This is a genomic window from Chryseobacterium sp. JM1, from assembly GCF_000737715.1.
Lineage (GTDB): Bacteria > Bacteroidota > Bacteroidia > Flavobacteriales > Weeksellaceae > Chryseobacterium.
The window spans coordinates 61,507-80,703 of the sequence record NZ_JPRN01000012.1 but is presented as its reverse complement, the minus strand read 5'-3'; the positions used below and the strand labels follow the sequence as shown (position 1 = coordinate 80,703).

At 39.4% G+C, this 19,197-nt stretch carries 15 protein-coding genes and 1 pseudogene; 6 read left to right on the top strand and 10 right to left on the bottom strand.

Going from position 1 to position 19,197, the window contains the following annotated elements:
- Nucleotides 1–2: 2 nt before the first annotated feature.
- Complete coding sequence (locus IW22_RS18275) at nt 3–596, top strand: hypothetical protein (RefSeq protein ID WP_051891298.1); 594 nt, start codon at nt 3–5, stop codon at nt 594–596.
- A 75-nt stretch (nt 597–671) separates the two neighbouring features.
- Here IW22_RS18275 and IW22_RS18270 read toward each other — a convergent pair whose 3' ends face one another.
- Together IW22_RS18270 and IW22_RS18265 are read right to left on the bottom strand one after the other, a co-directional pair.
- Nucleotides 672–902, bottom strand: coding sequence for a hypothetical protein (locus IW22_RS18270; RefSeq protein WP_034729304.1), 231 nt, complete (start codon nt 900–902; stop codon nt 672–674).
- A 348-nt stretch (nt 903–1,250) separates the two neighbouring features.
- Entirely contained in the window at nt 1,251–2,141 is an 891-nt protein-coding gene (locus IW22_RS18265) for a DUF72 domain-containing protein (protein ID WP_034729496.1), read from the bottom strand.
- A gap of 206 nt (nt 2,142–2,347) precedes the next feature.
- On the opposite strand from IW22_RS18265, the gene IW22_RS18260 reads away from it, so the two are divergent.
- A complete protein-coding gene (locus tag IW22_RS18260) occupies nt 2,348–5,533 on the top strand; it encodes a TonB-dependent receptor (RefSeq protein WP_034729303.1) in 3,186 nt (1,061 codons plus the stop codon).
- A 561-nt stretch (nt 5,534–6,094) separates the two neighbouring features.
- Here the strand turns inward: IW22_RS18260 and IW22_RS18255 are convergent.
- The 8 genes from IW22_RS18255 to IW22_RS18220 all read right to left on the bottom strand — a co-directional run bounded on the left by IW22_RS18255 (nt 6,095) and on the right by IW22_RS18220 (nt 14,856).
- A complete protein-coding gene (locus tag IW22_RS18255; RefSeq protein ID WP_034729302.1) occupies nt 6,095–7,663 on the bottom strand; it encodes a hypothetical protein in 1,569 nt (522 codons plus the stop codon).
- 6 nt (nt 7,664–7,669) lie between these two features.
- A complete protein-coding gene (locus IW22_RS18250; protein ID WP_034729299.1) occupies nt 7,670–8,242 on the bottom strand; it encodes a hypothetical protein in 573 nt (190 codons plus the stop codon).
- 787 nt (nt 8,243–9,029) lie between these two features.
- Nucleotides 9,030–9,848 carry a hypothetical protein gene (locus IW22_RS23780; RefSeq protein WP_051891297.1) on the bottom strand — a complete coding sequence of 273 codons (819 nt, stop codon included), beginning with the start codon at nt 9,846–9,848 and terminating at the stop codon, nt 9,030–9,032.
- A 10-nt stretch (nt 9,849–9,858) separates the two neighbouring features.
- The gene (locus IW22_RS23775; RefSeq protein WP_051891296.1) at nt 9,859–10,662 is read right to left on the bottom strand and encodes a hypothetical protein; all 804 of its coding nucleotides are present in this window, start codon (nt 10,660–10,662) and stop codon (nt 9,859–9,861) included.
- Between the two features lie 2 nt (nt 10,663–10,664).
- Nucleotides 10,665–11,492: a hypothetical protein gene (locus IW22_RS23770; RefSeq protein WP_051891295.1), complete on the bottom strand. Its 828-nt coding sequence runs from the start codon at nt 11,490–11,492 to the stop codon at nt 10,665–10,667.
- Between the two features lie 259 nt (nt 11,493–11,751).
- The gene (locus tag IW22_RS18230; RefSeq protein WP_262483639.1) at nt 11,752–13,419 is read right to left on the bottom strand and encodes a ribonucleoside-diphosphate reductase subunit alpha; all 1,668 of its coding nucleotides are present in this window, start codon (nt 13,417–13,419) and stop codon (nt 11,752–11,754) included.
- A gap of 48 nt (nt 13,420–13,467) precedes the next feature.
- Nucleotides 13,468–13,755, bottom strand: coding sequence for a hypothetical protein (locus IW22_RS18225; RefSeq protein WP_034729296.1), 288 nt, complete (start codon nt 13,753–13,755; stop codon nt 13,468–13,470).
- Nucleotides 13,756–13,881: 126 nt separating this feature from the next.
- Entirely contained in the window at nt 13,882–14,856 is a 975-nt protein-coding gene (locus tag IW22_RS18220) for a ribonucleotide-diphosphate reductase subunit beta (RefSeq protein WP_034729294.1), read from the bottom strand.
- Between the two features lie 426 nt (nt 14,857–15,282).
- On the opposite strand from IW22_RS18220, the gene IW22_RS18215 reads away from it, so the two are divergent.
- The 4 genes and pseudogenes from IW22_RS18215 to IW22_RS18205 all read left to right on the top strand — a co-directional run bounded on the left by IW22_RS18215 (nt 15,283) and on the right by IW22_RS18205 (nt 19,130).
- Nucleotides 15,283–15,972, top strand: a complete 690-nt coding sequence (locus IW22_RS18215; RefSeq protein ID WP_034729292.1) for an ABC transporter ATP-binding protein — start codon at nt 15,283–15,285, stop codon at nt 15,970–15,972.
- A 101-nt stretch (nt 15,973–16,073) separates the two neighbouring features.
- A pseudogene (locus IW22_RS24055) lies at nt 16,074–16,430 on the top strand (four helix bundle protein).
- A gap of 116 nt (nt 16,431–16,546) precedes the next feature.
- Nucleotides 16,547–17,776, top strand: coding sequence for an ABC transporter permease (locus tag IW22_RS18210; protein WP_034729291.1), 1,230 nt, complete (start codon nt 16,547–16,549; stop codon nt 17,774–17,776).
- A gap of 82 nt (nt 17,777–17,858) precedes the next feature.
- Nucleotides 17,859–19,130 carry an ABC transporter permease gene (locus IW22_RS18205; protein ID WP_034729289.1) on the top strand — a complete coding sequence of 424 codons (1,272 nt, stop codon included), beginning with the start codon at nt 17,859–17,861 and terminating at the stop codon, nt 19,128–19,130.
- Nucleotides 19,131–19,197 lie beyond the last annotated feature (67 nt).

Here is a 19,197-nt window from a genome sequence, read left to right as displayed (position 1 = left end):
GTATGGTATTTATCATTTTTGTTATCTTCTGGGCTAGTGTGCTTTCTTTGATTTTGTATAAAGTGAAATCAGGAAGGGTGGCAAAATGGGCAAAACTGTTCAGAATCCTCACATTGGTTTTTTCAATCTCTATTTTTACGTACTGGTTCATCCAAAAAAGTGCGGTAAGTTTTGTAGATAATTCAGTAGGGCTGCAGGTAGTCAATAAACTTCCCCAAACCCTGGACTTTTACCTCATCAAAGTAGACAGCGCTAAAAATGGAGTTCTTGAACCTAAACATATCGGAAAAATACGTCCGGAATACTACAGGATAGAATATCTTAAAATGGATAAGTCCGATGAATATTGGATCATAGGGTATCTGGGTAAAAAGAACATGGTCTATTTCTCCCAGCACGCCGTTCCGAACAAAAATATTGACCAGATTGTAGAAGTACAGAACTATATCAATCAAAGTGTAAGACTTTCCGAGGCCGCAAAAAAAGAGGTAGACGCATACAATTATGAAAATGCAAAACTGGGAATCTGGGTGTCCTTAGATTTCTTGCTTCTGTTTCTAAACCTCGTCCTTTTATTGAGAAAAAATAAGCAATAAGCAATGGGCAATGAGTAATAATAAAACAATTGATACTATTACTCATTGCTTATTACTCATTACCCATACATTTTATCAAGGATAATCCAGAATCTGCATCACCTGCTCCTTAAATTCTTCAGGGCAGTTTTTAATCAGTTTATCTTTATTCTGTTTGTTGATTTGATGCGGTTCCAGCCATTCGGTGCGGTTGGCGCTCAGGCTGTGATTATCGTAGACCCTTTTTATTCTGTGATCTTCGTAAAATGTATATTCATCACCAAGCCAGGTGCTGGTAATGCTTATCGTGCAAATTTCTTTTTCCATGACATTTTGTATTTTAAAAATACTGTGCCCCCTATATGAGCAGCAGTATATCCTAAGATACTAAATTTTTTCTACAAAAACAGTTTTTTAGGTGTCTTTTTGTAAGTGTGATTGAAAAGGTAGGGATGCCGGTCTGAGAGTCGGAGGGTTTTAGAGTCTGAGAGTTGGAGGGTTTTAGAGCTGGAAATTATGAATCCGAACATATTAAATGAACTACGAATATCTGGTGGCTAAGGCTCCCGAAGCCACCAGTACTACTATGTAAAAGTCTCGTATCTGAAATCTAAAATCTTGCATCTTGATTCTACCATTCACCATTCACTGCGAAGCAAAATTCACCATTGACATCTAAAACAGCGTCCCATTATTATCAGTCGCCATTTGCGGAATATGAATATCCGTCTTCCAGTCCTCATTCATCTTTTTAATGAAATAAGCAGAAAGGAGTGGCGATGCTTTTTCAATATTCTGGTGAACAAAGAAATAGACATTCTGAAGTCCTTCTTTCTTCCATTTGGTCAGGTGTTTCATCCAGTCATCCAGTCTTTCATAATCACTTTCGGCATTGGCACCTACGTAGCGGATGAATGCATTGGGCGTGGTAAGACGCATATGCAGCATATCTCTTCTTCCTGCCGTATCTACGATGATATTGGTGATATTGTTGGCTTCAAAAAGCTCACAGGTTGTATTGAAAATTTCCTCATCAGTGAACCATTCGGTGTTGCGGAGCTCAATGGCTAAAGGAACTTCTTTGGGCCAGTCTTTGACAAATTTTTCCAGCCTGTCATAATCTTTAGGTTTAAAATTATCATGAAGCTGCAGAAAAGCCATTCCCAGTTTATCATCAAAATTCATCACTGCTGATGCGAAATTGGTCACCGGTTCCGTCACGTCAATCAGTCTTCTGAAGTGAGAAACCGTGTTGGTGATCTTTGGGAAGAATTTAAAATTTTCCGGTGTTTTTTCTTTCCATACTTCCACCTGTTCCGGGGTAGGCATTCCGTAAAAGGTAGCGTTCAGTTCAATAGAATTAAACTGCTTCGCGTAATATGTCAATTCGTCTTTGGTTCCTTTAGGGTAAAATCCTTTAAGGTCGGTTTTGTTCCATTTAGCACATCCTATGGAAATATTTTCCAGTCCTTTTTTATTTTGGTTTAAAATTTCTTTAGTTCTGGCGTGGTCTTTAGGAAGTGTAAAATCTATTTTTGACGGGTCTTCTACTTGTCCGAATTTCATATTAAATGATTTTATTTTTTTAAAATTAAGCATTTTTTGCCGATCTGTGCAGGAATGTGGTCTAAATTCTTTACCCTTAGAGTAGGACCGTATTAAGTTTTTTTTAAGGAAATATTAAACATTCATTTACACAATGTTAATTCTATGTTACCATACTTGATATTTCTGAGGTCTAATTTTACTCCCGAATTTGTAACAATAAAATCATGAAGAAAAAAATAATCTGTGCTTTTGCTTTATTATCCTTTGGCTTTGCATTTTCACAGGAAACCAGCTCTAAAATTTTTGGAAGGCTCAAAGGAATTTCTTCCGAGGTTACTGTGAAGGTCGTACACATTCCTACGAACAGTGCTTTCGAAACCAAAAGTAACAGCAAGGGGCAGTTTAGTTTAGACAACCTTCAGCCGGGAGGCCCATATTCCATTGAAATATCGGATGGAAAACAGATTATTTATTCTAATACCAATGTGCAGCTTTCGCTGGGAAACAATGATTTGCCGGTAGTTGAAGTCAATACAGGTGAAAAAACAATTGATGAAGTGAAGATCACTTCTAAAAAGACCGGCGCGAAATATGGAGTAGGAATCAGTCAGGCTCAGATTTCAGGACTTCCCAACATCAACAGGGGAATTCAGGATGTGACCAAATTGGTGCCGCAAAGTGCCAATAACTCTTTCAACGGAACGAATTTCAGATACAACAACGTTACGATCGACGGATCCATCAATAACGACGCGATTGGTTTCAGCCCGTCTTTGGGAGGTCAGACAGGAACTTCCGGAATGCCGGGAAGCAGTACGCGTTCCAATTCCATAAGTCTGGATGCCATTCAGGATGTGCAGGTTTATATTGCGCCGTATGATGTAAAGCTTGGAAACTTCCTGGGTGGAAGTATTAATGCAGTAACCCGAAGCGGAAGTAATGAAGTGACCGGATCTATTTATGGATATGGAAGAAATGCTTCCATTACCGGAAACAACAGGGTGGGAGACAATTCAAAGATGCCGAGCGCTTTTCAGGATATGATTTACGGAGGAAGGGTAGGACTACCTGTGGTAAGAGACAAAGTTTTCCTGTTCACGAATCTTGAATATACCAAAAGAACAGATCCTGTATTCTATAACGCCAATGATCCCAATGCTTTGGTCAGTGATCCCGTGGCTCAGCAGATCTCAGATTTTGTAAAAAATAAATATGGCTTTAAAGTAGGGAGCTTCGACAGCTACAATAACTTTTCAGAAAGTGCGAAGCTTTTTAATAAGTTGGACTGGAAGATCAGCGATAAACACACTTTATCCATTAAAAACAATACGGTGTTTTCTCAAGCCTCGAATCTTGAAAGAGATGGAGCGAACTTCAGATTTTCAAGCATGGATTTTATTCAGAAAAATAATGCTTCCACCACGACATTGGAGTTGAAAAGCCGTTTTAATGATAAATGGAATAATAATTTAGTCGTTGGATATTCTTCCATCCATGATTACAGGGATCCTACTTCCGGGAATGCCATGTTTCCGCAAGTGGAAATCTCCTACAACGGAGGAACCGTACTTCTGGGGAATGACCGTGAGGCCACTGTTTTCAATATGAAACAGAAAACTTTTGAGATCACAGACAATCTTACCTATAAAACAGGACACCATACTTTCTTGTTGGGAACGCATAATGAGTTATACAACATCAATTACGGCTTTGTCAATGCCCTGAACGGAAGGATTTCCTATAAAAACCTGACCGATTTCTATAATTCCAGTCCATCAAGGATCAGAGGGACATATCCTTTTAACGGAGACAGCAGAGAAACACTCTTTGATAATCCTTACGCACAATATAAAGTCAATCTTTTCTCCCTGTATTTTCAGGATGAAATCAATTGGGGAAGGTTAAGATTATCACCGGGAGTACGTGTAGATTACACAGATTTACCGAACAAGCCCCTGCTAAGCAAAATGGTGCAGAGCTCTCCTCAGGATCCAAACTTTGGAAATACCTACAGCTATACGCCGCTAGGCCAACTTTCGAATGATTATCTTAATAAGCCTACCATCTCCCCGAGATTAGGATTTAATCTTGATCTTACCGAAGACCGGTCTATGGTGTTAAGAGGAGGTTCCGGTATTTTCGTGGGCAGAATTCCTTTTGCATGGTTAGGGTATGCTTATTATAATGATGGAGTAGGTTTCGGAAGCTATGATTATAATGCTCCGACTGCTGCTCAGCTGGCTGCCAACGGAGATCCTCTGGTAAGCGGTAATTTCCCGAAATGGCAGAACTCTTCAAAGGTTCAGGTAGACCTTATAGATAATAATTTTAAAATGCCGAGGGTATGGAGAAGCTCTTTAGCCTTTGATTATACATTGGCCGGATACAAACTTACGCTGGAAGGAATTTATACCAAAGTGCTTTATGACCTGAAATTCCAGCAGGTGAACAAAACAGATAATGTGACGTATTTCAGCTATGATACGAATCATGAAATGCCGATATACACCACCAATATCAACAGTAATTTCTCAAACGCCTATCTTCTGTCCAACACTAAGGAAGGCTACCGTTACAACCTGACAGCGCAGATTTCCAAAGCCTATAATTTCGGGTTTAATTTCTTCGTAGCCTATACGTATGGTGACGCAAAAGACATTACCAACGGAATCAGAAACTCAATGGAAAGTAACTGGCAGATGAACCAGTCTCTGACTCCGAATGATCCTAAGCTGACAACCTCCAATTTTGCTATCAAAAACAGAGTGGTAGCGAATCTGGGATACAGTCTTGAGCTTTCAAAATCCAACAGATTATCTGCTAACGTATACTTTAATGCTCAATCCGGAAATCCTTTCAGCTGGGGATTTGTAAACAGCACGATTGCAAATACAGGTCAGGCAGCAGGACTTTCTTATGTGTTTAAAGATGCTGCAGAAGCCGCCAAATATATTGTTCCTATTAAAGATGCAGCCGGAAACGTCCTGGTAACTGCCCAACAGCAGATCGCAGACTATGAAAATTTTGTGGGTGGAAATAAATATCTGAACTCAAGAAGAGGAAAGTTCACAGAAAGAAACGGTGATGTTACCCCATGGAACATTCAGGCCGATTTCAAAATTATGGATGAGATCAGACTCAGCGAAAAATCTAAAAATAATATTCAGATTTCAATAAGCATTATCAATCTTACCAATTTACTGAATAAAGATTGGGGCAAAGTCTATTTTGTACCTAATACCTTTAATTCTACCGCCAGCGTAGGGCTTACGAAAGTTGGAAATGTAGCTGCCGGTCAGCCTGCTGCGGGTGATCCTACTTATAATTTCAAAACACCGGGACTGCCTTATACCGTTGATCAGTTTGCATCAAGGTTCCAGGCGCAGTTGGGAGTGAGATATAATTTTTAATCATTAGTCTTTCATTTTTTACTTATAATTTTTTCAGCGATCCGGATTTTCTTTCCGGGTCGTTTTTTGTTTTTTAATTAAACCGTAAAAAATGTTCATCAAGGCGTTTCACTCAGTAAAAAGAGCAGTCAGTCTTTGGTTGTCAGTATAGAAGCAAATTGGTAAAAAACAAGTGAAATTTTTTTACAGTTGGAACAGCGCAAAGGCGCAAATTAAATGACAAGAACATGTTTTAAGGCGCAAAGATTTTATCTCCGATAAAATTGATTACGTCGTCATTGCGAGGAGCGTAGCGACGAAGCAATCTCATCATTCCCCTTGCTGAAAATCTTTGATTTTCTTGCGCCTTAAATATTCATATACCTTAAAAACCTTGCGTTCTTTGCGATCGAAAAAATAATAACAGCAATAATAGAGTTTGTTGATATCGCGTTAAAAAAATGCAGAAACAGGAGGTTTTCAAACAATCTTATCACTCAGGTATTATAAAACAAAAACCATAGAAAATTCTATGGTTTTTTGCTGCTTTTTTATAATGGAATTTGTGTTTTCTCCTGGGTTTTATTTTACACCCTGTGTTACCATTTTGTTGGAAATAACAGAATAGATACACCCTGTGGTTTTTAAATTCACAGTAATCGTTGCCGGAACTGAACGGTAAGCGGTGTCGCCATAAGGTTCAGTGATCTTTCCATTCGAATCCTTTACGGTTCTTCCTTTTATTGTATACGTCATTGTTGCTGTTCCTGTAAATCCGCTTGATGGATTGAACGTAACAATACCTGTGGATTTATTATAGGTCCATGTTCCTTCCGGAGTTACTTTTTTACGGTACAGTGTAAGGTCTGTATCGCTGCTCTTTGTAAAACTGAAGGTCGAATAATCGATATTCGCATTGCTTCCGGTGGGCGGAGTTGTAATGCTGATAGCCCCTTTATACGCTATATCATTAGCAAAAACCGGAATATTCACAGGCTGAAACTTACAGGTAGACGTCACATCATCGTTGGCAACCGCTGCATAGGGAAGAGTAAGTTTCACATTTCGAATAATCTGCTGTTGAAACGCTGCTCCTGTTGCTGCTGCAAAACCTAGTTTCAGAACAGCCGGAACCGTTGCATCCAGGGTTTGGGAAGTTGCACCACCTTCCGTATCTGAAGTATTAAAATCAGAGGTCTGAGGGTTTGCATTTTCAGTGTAAGGTACTGAAGTTTTATAGTGATAATAGTTGATAACATTAGTAGGCGTGCCGTTTTGAGTAGTCTGGATATCTACTTTGATATCAAATCCATCCGTTGTCGTTGGGCTTGTAAAATGTGGAATCAGATCCAGATATACTTTTCTGAATTCTCCCGCATTATTTCGGAGATCAAAAACAGAGGCCAGTGTATTGGAAGTAGCCAGATAGCTTCTGTCAGCCTGCAGGATTCTGCCCACTGTCCCTGTATTACTTAAGGTAGAACGGGTCACCAAAACAGGGTATCCTGTAAATCCGGCTCCCAGACCTGTCGTATTGATCGCAGCGCCTCTTGCGCCTCTTAAAGTCACATGACTTGTCGACTGGCTCCAGGTTACGCCTGCAATACCATTCACTCTGGAATCACCCTGAAAACGTTTAGATTTAAAATTCCCGAATTCATCCAGTGCAATACCCAAATAAGCTCCGGATAAACCTGCTTTTCTCTGACTGGAATAAGTATCTTTCGTTCTGTTATAGGAATACCCGATTCCGGCACCCGGTGATCCGATGGTAGGGCTGGTTACCGCTCCGTCATAAAGAAAGAATGATAAACCGTCACCATAAGTACCTCCTAAGGCGGTTCCATTTTTCATCTCATATTCAAACTCAACATGAAGTCCGTTTACCGAAGTAAAAGTTCTTCCGTTGATAAACAATCCTCCAAACTGGCCTGAACTGGCCGGAGTAAGTTGTACACCCGTAGAAGTATGCGACGCATTTCCCTGTATTGTAAGTTCAGATGCTGAAGAAGCATTCATCAGCGAACTCGAATAGGAATAAAATCCGTAGATACTTGCCACTTCTGTACTGTCTGTCTGCGCATACACGAAGTTGGTAAGCAGTGTGAAAACCAGGCTCATCAGAGACAGCCCTTTAAAATTCTTTTTCATGACTGCTTATTTTACAACAAATACGATGTTGATGAAAGAGGCTGAAGTAGCATTCGATAAAACATCATAATTCAATACACCCGTGTTGCTGATGCTGTTGATCTTGAAAACAGACGTATCATAACCCGTCACATAATAGTGCAGATCTGTTGCATTGGGAAAAAACGGAATCGAAGCAGGAGCAGATGCACTTCTTGCATTAGCCGGTACATTCGAAAACTGATTTTTATACAATGTGTACAAATCTTTCGTCTGCCCTGTTGCTGTTGTAGTCGTGTCAAAAACTACGCTTGGCATATAGAAAAATTTAGCTACATACGGAGAAAGACATACCCAATCCGGAGCGGCAGGTGTTCCTACGTTCTGGCTGATACATTTTTTGTTGGTATCAAAAATAACGAGCCCTGTTGCTGGGTTGGTAATTGAGGAAAGATTGCTGATTCGTGGTAGTAAAACTCCTTTAGAAGTGCTTGTAACGTCTAAAGCGGAGCTTGCATCTGGTGTTGTAGTATTAATACCCACCTGTGCGGTAATGGAGCAAAAAGCCATTACCAAAACTAAAGTAATAATTTTGTACATGTTCGAAATAATTTTTTTTTGTGTGTTTCTACTATTAACAAACTTCTTGCCAATAGAAAATTAATTGCTTAGTATGTGTGTGTTGTGTATTTTATATTAGAAGTAATATTTATTTATGATTAATTTTAATTTCTATCTCCTGATTGTGTTTAAATTCATTGTCGGTTAATTTGGATAATGTCTTTTATGTGTTTTTATTGGTGTTTATGCAGTTTTGTACTTCTTAATTTTTCCTTATATTTTTATGAATGCTTGTTTTTCAAACAGAACTTGAAAATGTATTATTTTAATTAATTCTGCGTTTTTACTTATAAATGTTGAATTTTATAAATATAATAGTCAGAACATAACAAGTACTTTATTCCACTCAAATAAAAGTCTAAACTTTGTGGGTTATCTATCAATTAATATCAAAAATATTCTGATTGTATATTGATATTTTCATTAAAAAGATGATTTAAGTAGTAAATTTTAAACAAATGTATATAAAATTACTTGATAATAATAACCTAAAGTCTGTGATAGAGCCACTTGATTCACTGTTCAGGGAGGGAATGGCTCATATTTTCAGTGTTAATGAATGATTAACGGGAAATAATTTTTTAAAACTTAAATGTTAAAATTTTGTTAAAATTTAATAATCCCCTTTTTAGCAGGCTTATTTTATGCATTTACGGTTGTTTTTCAGCTTTATATCTGAGTTTTTAGAGAAGAGAAACCATAGATATTCCATGGTTTCTGTACTTTATAATAAGGCTTAAAAGTCTTATTGATTTTCCAAGTTCTGTTACTGTCCCAGATACACAAATATGTATGCTGAAAGGTATTTCGGCTGCAGGCTCAACGCTGTATTTGATCCTCCCGTAGAAACGGAGAACGTGTGATTGTGAGCTCCTGCACTTGAAGTGGTAGAAGTGGTAGCATCGTTATCCACAACCGTTTTCGTGCTTCCTGCTTCTATACTGTTGGTCGTACCGCTTGCACGGTCGTTGTAAGCGTGTGTATGGGCTCCGTTTGTGGTAGTCGTTGCATTATATGTTACATTCGGAAGATTAGCTTGAGTAAGTGCTACGGAAGTGCTTCCGCCTATTGTTCCCAATGTTTCCGAACCAGATTTGGATTTAAGATATCTGTCGGTACTGTTCGGAAGTGTTGTAGAGAACCCCAGTGAAGTTGCCCTGCTCTGTACCGCTGAAGGAAGACTTGAAATAGCCCTTCCATCCAGAAGATACCATCCGTCCTGATCTGCAGGTGTGCTGCTGTATTTTATGTCGCCCACGGTTGGAAGCTGTACTTCCAGTTTGCTCCATGAGGTTCCGTCATTATAATAAAATCCGGGAGTTACACCGGTCAATGCTGCCGCTGTTGTGTTGGTGTTATAGACGGTCATTCCTGCGATGTGGCTTGGAAATGGATTGGGAGCGCTTGTAGCCGTAAGGGATACTTTGGGCATTAATAGTCCTTTATTTTTATTCTGCGCATACAGTTCCAGAACTGCCTGGCTGTTTGCGGTAGGCGTTGGAGAATTTCCTGCCGTGATAAGCACTTGCGCACTTAACGTATTGAAAGCGGCAAGAAGCAGTACTATATAATTAATTTTTTTCATTTCCGATTTTTTATTTTCCTAAATAGATGAAATACTGAACGACCATATGTTTGGGGTACTGTGCAAGGGGCGTATTAGTTCCTCCGCTGGGTACAGAAAAAGTATGGCTGTGATCTCCGGCTGACCCGGTGGTTCTTGTTTCGGTATTCACTGTTCTGGTGGTGGCTAAACTTCCTGCATTATAATTCCAGTAATTCACTCCTCTGTTGGTGTACGTATGGCTGTGTGCACCGTCTGTACTGGTTGTTCCTGTAAGGGTAAGGTTCGGAAGATTGGCCTGTGAAAGACTATAGGAGTTGGATCCACCTGTTGCTGCCATAGCTTCAGAAGCGTTCTTACCTTTTATAATCCGGTCTGCTGTATTGGGAAGGGCTGTTGTATATCCCAACGAAGCTGCATTAATCCGGGCAGATTCTGAAAGAGCAGATGCGCTTCTTCCATTCAGCAGATACCATCCGTTGTGGTCTGCATTGGTCATGCTGGATTTGATGTCTCCTATTTTGGGCATATCGCTGTTAATAGACATGAGGACCCATTTGGAACCGTCATTATAATACAGTCCCGGGATTACGTTATTGGGAGCTGTTCCTGCGGTAACGGTATTATAAACCCAAATACCTTCAGTATGCGTACTGAGAGGGCTTGCGGATGATGTGGAAGCCAATGAAACGGTATTCATCAGAAGACCTTTATTGGTGCTGCTCAGTTCTAAGACTGCTGAAGCAGAAGGAGTAGGTGTTCCTATACCCACTTGAGCATTTAAACCCGAAAAAAATAATAATCCGGTCAGTGTGTTTAAAATATTTTTCTTCATGATCAGCTTCCTAGATAAATAAATACATTAGTAATGATATTGTTCGGGACCAAACTTACAGGCTGACTGCTGCCTCCCAGAGAAAAGCTCAGCGTATGGTTGTGATCACCACTGCTGTTGGTGTTGTCGTTAACACTGGAGGTATCAGAGATTGGATTATTGGTTCCGCTCGCTACTCCGTTTGCTGCCGTATTTAACGGGTTGTCGGTGTAGGTATGGGTATGGTTTCCGGTCGTATTCGTAGATCCTGAAAAAGTAACGTTGGGAAGATTGGCCTGCGTAAGGGTGAAAGAGTTGGCTCCTGCCGCAGTTCCTATGTTATCTGTTCCGCTTGTGTTTTTTAGATACCTGTCTGAAGCATCAGGAAGATTGGTGCTGAAGCCCAATGCTGTTGCTCTGGCCCTTGGATTGACCGCCAATGTGCTCACGGTTCTTCCGTTCAGCAGATACCACCCGTTGTGGTCTGCACTTTGGAAACCGTTTTTAATATCTCCTACCTGTGGTGCCTTAGTGGTCAGTTTAATCCATTGTGTTCCGTTGTTGTAGTACAATCCGGGAGTTACATTATTGGGAGCAGTTCCTGCTGTTGCCGTATTGAAAACAACCATTCCTGCAATATGGGAAGCAAGAGGTGCTGCTGTATTGGCTGCCTGCAAAGCAATTCTGGTCAACAGAAATCCTCTGTCGTTGGATGAGCTTTCAAGGTGCAGTAAACTTTCTGAGTTGATGACTCCTGATGAATTGGAAATTTTGACCTGGGCATTTGTGTTTGCTATGGGGAGGCACAAAAGTAATGTAAGCAGTGTGCCACCGCCTAGAGTTTTTATCATAGGGTTTAGTTTGAAATAATTTTTTACAAATATATCAAATTTAAAACCATTATGTCTGTTGATAATCAGCTATATAATGATTATACTCACTGTTTGGAGAATAAGATGTGAATATTTTTAGTATTAATGAATGGTTAACGGTATATGTGTTATTCCATTTCTAATATTAATATTTTATTAAAATTATAAAAATAATGAAAAAAGCACGCTAAAAAGCGTGCTTTAATTCTATATTGATGTGTATTATTGATGAATAATATTATGCTTCACATGCAGAACAGCTCACAAAATTAACCATCATTTCCTTAGAAACGGAAGAACTTCTTTGGTAATAAAGAGTTTTTACTCCTTTTTTCCATGCCTCAATGTAAAGATAATTGACGTCTTTTACCGGCATTGTAGATGGGATCTGTAGGTTCAGAGACTGAGCCTGGTCGATGTATTGTTGTCTTTGGGCAGCCTGAGAGATAATTTCCATCGGAGAAATCTCTTTGAACGTTTTGAATACGGCTTTCTCCTCATCGGTAAGCTCTTTCAAATGCTGTACGGAACCGTGGTTCAGCATGATCGTTCTCCATGTTTCTTCGTTGTCCAGACCTTTTTCTTCCAATAATTTAGCTAGATACTTGTTCTTACGCATAAAGTTTCCTTTCGCAAGACCCGCTTTGTAATAGTTGGAAGCAAACGGCTCGATTCCCGGGGAAGTCTGTCCTAAGATGGCAGAACTTGAAGTGGTAGGAGCAATAGCCATTGTTGTGGTATTTCTTAATCCGTATCCTTTCAGTAATTCCGGTTCACCGTATATGTTGGCTAATTCTCTTGACGCAGTTTCTGCCTGCTCTTTGATGTGTCTGAAAGCTCTTGCATTGAACTGAGTCGCTTCAAAACTTTCAAACGGAATCATGTTTTTCTGTAAATAAGAGTGGTATCCTAAAACTCCCAATCCAAGCGCTCTGTGACGCAATGCGAAGTTTCTTGCTCCCTGTAGGTAGTAATTTCCTTCTGTTTTCTCGATGAATTCAGTTAATACTGCATCCAGGAAGTAAACAGCCAGTTTTACAGCATCTGTATCTTTCCATTCGTCATACAATTCCAGGTTCATGGAAGACAGACAGCAGATGAAAGATTCTTCTCTGGTAGAAGGAAGCATGATTTCAGAGCAAAGGTTACTTGCATTGACAGGCATTCCCAGATCTTTATAAACCTGCGGCTTGTTTCTGTTAACGTTATCGGTAAAGAAAATATAAGGAAGACCTTTCTGCTGACGGCTTTCAAGAACTCTTGCCCAGATTTTACGTTTATCCATATCACCATCGATCATGTCCTGCATCCAGTAATCAGGAACGCAAATTCCTGTAAATAAGTTCTGGATCGGGCTTCCGATATCTTTGATGGATAAAAATTCTTCAATATCACCATGGTCGATATCCAGATAAGCAGCAAAAGCACCTCTTCTTACACCTCCCTGAGAAACCACATCCATTGCCGTATCGAATAATTTCATGAACGAAACCGCTCCTGAAGATTTTCCGTTATCTGTTACCGCAGTACCTCTGTTTCTCAATTCTCCGAAATATCCTGAAGTTCCACCTCCGATCTTCGTCTGCATAATCACTTCACCCATTTTGTGGGTAATGCCTTCGATGCTGTCCGGAATGTGTACGTTGAAACAAGAAATAGGAAGACCTCTCTGTGTTCCCATATTCGCCCATACAGGAGATGAGAAACTGATCCATCCTTTGGTGATCATTTCTTTGAAAGCAGGTTGTAATTCCGGCTTGTATAATTTTTTTGCAGCTGCTGTTGTAATTCTGTCGATGGCTCCGTCTACCGTTTCCCCTTTTAACAGATACCCTCTGTTCAGCATCTGCTCAGACTCTTCATTGAGCCACCATATATTTGAATTTTGCTCTTCCATAGATGTTATATTTTCGAATTCCGGGGCAGTTTTTATGCTCCGGAATTTTGTTGCTTTTTATATTGATTGTAAAATTTCCACTTTGTGCGTGCCGTTCAGGCCGCTTTCATCTCTTAATCGTTGAAACTCTTTAAAAGACGGTACATTTAAAACCTCATGCTGAACCTCTTCATTGATATAGTTTGAATAATGTAAAAAAGTAACACCGTCTTCTTTTACATAAACCTTATACTCAAAGGTTTCCTGATTCAGATTTTTGAAATCCTCCAGAAACTTTTGGATATGGGTTTTGTTTTCTGAAACGTATTCAGGGTTTACGGTGTAAGTTACGATTACATTAATCATTTATTGTGCTTTGAATTATAGTGTTATTTCAGGGAACGAAAGAATTATTAAGATGATACAGACTTAGTATAATATTGCTAATACGATCTGCTTTGACGCTCGCTTCGCTCGCGCCCACCCATTTATTTAAAACAAATCGTTCGCCGTAATACTCTTATCGTGTTTTGTATAATCCACAGGTCTTTTTGCAAAGAAGTCATCCATAGAGTTCGCGAAAACTTCCTCTTCAAACCATTTCATTGGACGGTACTGCTCAGGAGTAACGTTGTAACGGGTTTCCATATCGATTTTCTTCAAACTGTCGTCTACACGATATTTCATGAAGTTCAGAAGGTCTTCTTTTGAGAAAACGGTTAATTCTCCCAGTTCAAAGATCCAGTCTAAGATTTCACCTTCCAGCTCGATAGACTGATCTACCAGCGTGTAGATGTCTTCGATATCAGAATCTGTTAACAGATCAGGTTGTTCCTCACGGATTTTGTTGATCAGGTAGATTCCGGCGTTGGCGTGGATTTGCTCGTCGATGGAAGTCCATGCGATGATATTGGAAACGTTCTTCATGTATCCTTTGAATCTTGTGAAAGAAAGGATGATCGCGAATTGTGAGAAAAGCGATACGTTTTCGATCAGGATACTGAATAATAAAAGGGAAGATACGTATTCTTTAGGCGTAGTGGAATTGGCGTGTTTCAATACATTTGAAAGGAAGTCAATTCTCTTTTTTACGGCAGGAATTTCAATAACGTTGGTAAATTCTTCGTTGTATCCCAATACCTCTACCAAACGGGAATACGCTTCGGAATGACGGAATTCACATTCTGCAAAAGTAGCTCCCAGTCCATTGAATTCAGGTTTTGGCAAGTGGTTGTATAGGTTTCCCCAGAATGTCTTTACAGACACCTCGATCTGTGCAATGGCAAGCAATGCATTTTTCACAGCGTGTTTTTCGTTCGGCTCTAACTGCGAATGAAAATCCTGAACATCTGCAGTAAAATCCACTTCCGAGTGCACCCAGAACGATTTGTTGATCGCCTCTACAAACTGAAGAACCTCAGGGTATTCAAATGGCTTGTAACTTACTCTCTTATCGAAAATTCCCATATTAAAATATCTTTAAAATTAAATAATCAGCATTACTGTGGATAACGTGGAAGTAATGCTTAACTTCTTGTATGTTTGGTATTTACGTTAGAAACATATTCACATTGGTGACTGGAGGTTTCTTGTAAAGAACTAATGACAAAGTTCGAAAAAAAGAACTGATTTTGAAAGGGGTAAATACTAATTGGCTGAGTTTTAACTCTAAAAGTTTTCCACATTTACATGAAACCAGCACGAATAATGGCTTAGAAGGGGTTGTGAGGAAAAAATAAATGAAAAAATACACTTACAGTTAAACAGATTAATGTAATATGCTATAAACAAAGGCGTAATTCGTTAAACAATAAAATATTCGAATAAATTATGGTTCTTGTAACAAATTGAAAGTATCATCTACTTATATGGGTATAAAACAAGCATCACTTCATGTTAGTAATTCAGGATCTACATAAATCATACGATACGGGGAAAAGCAAGCTGCACGTTCTTAAGGGTATTAATCTTAATATTTCCGAAGGCGAGTTTGTTTCTATTATGGGAAGTTCCGGGTCCGGAAAGTCCACGCTTCTTAATATCATCGGGATTCTGGATGAAAAAGATTCAGGGACTTATGAGCTGGACAGCGTTCCTATCGAACATCTCTCTGAGGTTAAAGCGGCAGAGTACAGAAGTAAATTTCTGGGCTTTATATTTCAGTCTTTCAACCTGATCAGTTATAAAACGGCTCTGGAAAATGTAGCACTTCCTTTATACTATCAGAATGTTCCCAGAAAAGAACGTAATAAGAAAGCTATGGAATACCTTGAGAAAGTAGGGCTTGCACAATGGGCAGATCACTTACCCAACGAACTTTCAGGGGGGCAGAAACAAAGGGTTGCCATCGCAAGAGCATTGATCACAGATCCTAAAGTAGTGCTGGCAGATGAGCCAACGGGAGCATTGGATTCCAAAACAACCCATGATATTATGAAACTTCTTCAGGATATCAATAATGAAGGAAGAACCATCATCGTTGTAACCCACGAACCGGACGTAGCCGCACAGACCAAAAGAAACGTCATCCTGAAAGACGGCGTCATTGAAAGTGATGAGTTTATCAAGCAGATTGTTTTATAAGTGAATGGTGAATTTTGCTGCGCAAGTCAATTGTGAATGTTAAATGATCAATTTTAATTAAGTAATAAAGAACACACAAACACAAATGAAAGAAAGTAACCATGTTTTTGAATCTGAACCATTATAAACTTGATGTTTATCAATCGGCCAGACAGTTAAGAATTGAATGTTATAAAATTTTATCTGTGATTCCGGATAGTGAGAGATTTAATCTTACAGATCAGATACGCAGAGCTTCCACTTAGGTCGTGTTGAATATAACGGAAGGATGCTCCAGAAGATCGGAAACTGAAAGGAAAAGATATTTTGAAATAGCCAGAGGCTCGGTGATAGAACTGGATTCTTGTTTTGACATAGTTATAGACTGTAATTATATCAAAAAAGAAGAATTAGTGAAAATTGAAAACTTAATAAAAACAACATTTATCCTCTTAAGTGGGATGTTGAAAAAAGAATAAAAAATAATTGTGAATTGTCAATAGAAGCAACTTTACCATTGACAACAGGGTTAATTGACTTCGAAGAAAATTCACAACGGAGTTAATTGACTTTTTACAAAGTAAAAAATAAAACTATGTTTGACCTAGATCGTTGGCAGGAAATATTCAGTTCTATTCGCAGTAATGTATTGCGGACGGTGCTTTCGGGGTTTACAGTGGCTTTGGGGCTGTTTATTTTTGTGGTTCTTTTCGGAATAGGAAAGGGGCTTCAGAATGCCTTTACCGAAGGTTTTGCAAGAGATGCACAGAATCTGATCACGATCTATACCGGGAAAACCACGATGGCTTATAAAGGGCTTCAGTCCGATAGAACGGTCACGATGAATAATGATGACTACGACTTCCTGATCAATGCTGATAAAGATAAAGTAGGCGATGCCAGTCCGAGATACACCACAAGTTTAATGGTGAAATACGGAAAAGAAAGCGGGACTTACCAGGTAAACGGTGCAGAACCGGGAGAAAAGGTGATTGAAAACAGAAAAATGCTGGACGGACGCTATCTTACGGATATGGATCTTCAGAGAAAGCAAAACGTTGCCGTAATCGGAAGAATGGTTCAGCGTGACCTGATCAAGAACGGTAGTCCAGTAGGGAAAGACCTGAACATCAATGGAACTATGTTCAAAGTGGTAGGGGTATTTTCTGATGACGGAGGAGACTGGGACGAAAGACATATCGCAGTACCTATCACCACCCTTCAGCAAATGAAAAAAGGCTCAGATACGGTATCCACGGTATATATCGCCTATAACGAAAAGCTGAGCCCTGAAGAAGCTATTAAATACGGTGACGAACTTAAAGACAGATTAAAATCAAGAAAGAATGTTGCTCCTGACGATGAAAACGGAGTCCGTGTCTGGAATAATGCCAAGAACATGAATGAAACCTTCCAGTTTATGGCCGTACTGACCATCATTGTTGGTTTTATCGGGATGGGAACATTATTGGCGGGGATCATCGGGATTAGTAACATCATGGTGTATATCGTAAAAGAAAGAACCAAAGAGATCGGTGTCCGTAAGGCCATCGGGGCCAAACCAAGAAGTATTGTAGCACTGATTGTACAGGAAAGTGTCGTGATAACGGTAGTTTCAGGTATTGTTGGAGTGGGAATAGGTGTTCTGGCACTCAGCTTAATCGGCGACAGCCTCGAAGAATATTTCATCAAAAGCCCGAGCGTAGGCTGGGTAACGATCTTTATGGCGTTTATTGCTTTGGTATTTTCAGGGCTTATTGCAGGATTTGTTCCGGCGTACAGAGCTTCGAGAATCAAACCGATAGAAGCGTTAAGAACCGAATAATGATACGGTGATTTGTTGATGTGATGATACGGTGATGTGATGATTAATCATCAATTATATTTTAAACTTATAACTCAAAGAAGTGAACATATTATTTAAAAAAGATACTTGGCAGGAAATTTATTATTCACTGAGGAATAATAAGCTTCGTACGTTCCTTACCATGATTGGTGTAGGCTGGGGAATGTTTTTGTATGTGAGTCTTCTTGGAGCGGCAAAAGGGATGGAGAATGGTTTTGATAAACTGTTTTCCGGATTTGCAACCAACTCCATTTTTCTTTGGGCTCAGAAAACATCCATTCCTTATGATGGATTCCCTAAAGGAAGACAGGTTCATCTCAACTTATCCGATATGGATATGCTGAAAAGAAAAGTGAGTGCTATCGACTATATCTCACCCCAAAATGCAAGAGGAAGCTTTACCGGAACACCTGGTGAATCGATGTCCAGAAACGGAAAAAACGGGACGTATTCTCTTACAGGAGATTACTCAGTAGGAAATAAAATTTCAGAAAAGAAACTTATTTTCGGCCGTTACATCAATGATGCCGATGTGATGGGAAATAAAAATGTAGTGGTGATTGGAGAAGAGATCTACAAGAACTTCTTTGATGCTAAGAAAAAAGAAAATCCGGTAGGAAAACAGGTCAATATAAAAGGAATATTTTTTAATGTGATCGGGGTTTTCAGGGTGAAAAAAGGCGGTGGATTTGAAAATGACCAGACGGCATTTATTCCGCTTTCCACCTATACCAAAATGTATAATGCCGGAGAACAGATTGACATGTTTGCCATTGTAAGTAAGCCTAATGCCAATGTAAACGGAGTAGAGGAAGATGTAAAGCAGGTACTGAAAACTCAAAATAAAGTATCTCCCGAAGATACCAATGCTTTTGGAAGTTTCAACTTAGGAAAAGAATTTAAAAAACTGACGGGATTCCTTACCGGAATGCAGCTTCTGACCATTATCGTAGGAACGCTGACCATTCTTGCAGGAGTTATCGCCATCTCGAATATCCTTCTGATCACGGTAAAAGAAAGAACCAAAGAAATCGGGATCCGAAGAGCTTTAGGCGCAAAACCGGCCGAAGTAAGAAACCAGATTCTGTTGGAAAGTGTAGTGATTACACTGTCCTCGGGGATTCTCGGATTCATGTGCGGAATCTTTGTCCTCATTATTCTAAATGCAGTGACGCAGAACCAGGATGAATTCCCTTTCTATAATCCGACGGTGAATTACGGAAACGTATTCGGAGCTATGGCAGTAATGGTTGTTCTTGGTTTAATCATCGGAATGATCCCTGCGCAGCGAGCAGTAAAGATCCGGCCAATTGAAGCCTTGAGATCAGAATAATAATGGGGTAATAGGGTTGATGTAGTAATTTGAAAATAATGACAGATTTTTTTAATGTTTAAATTCT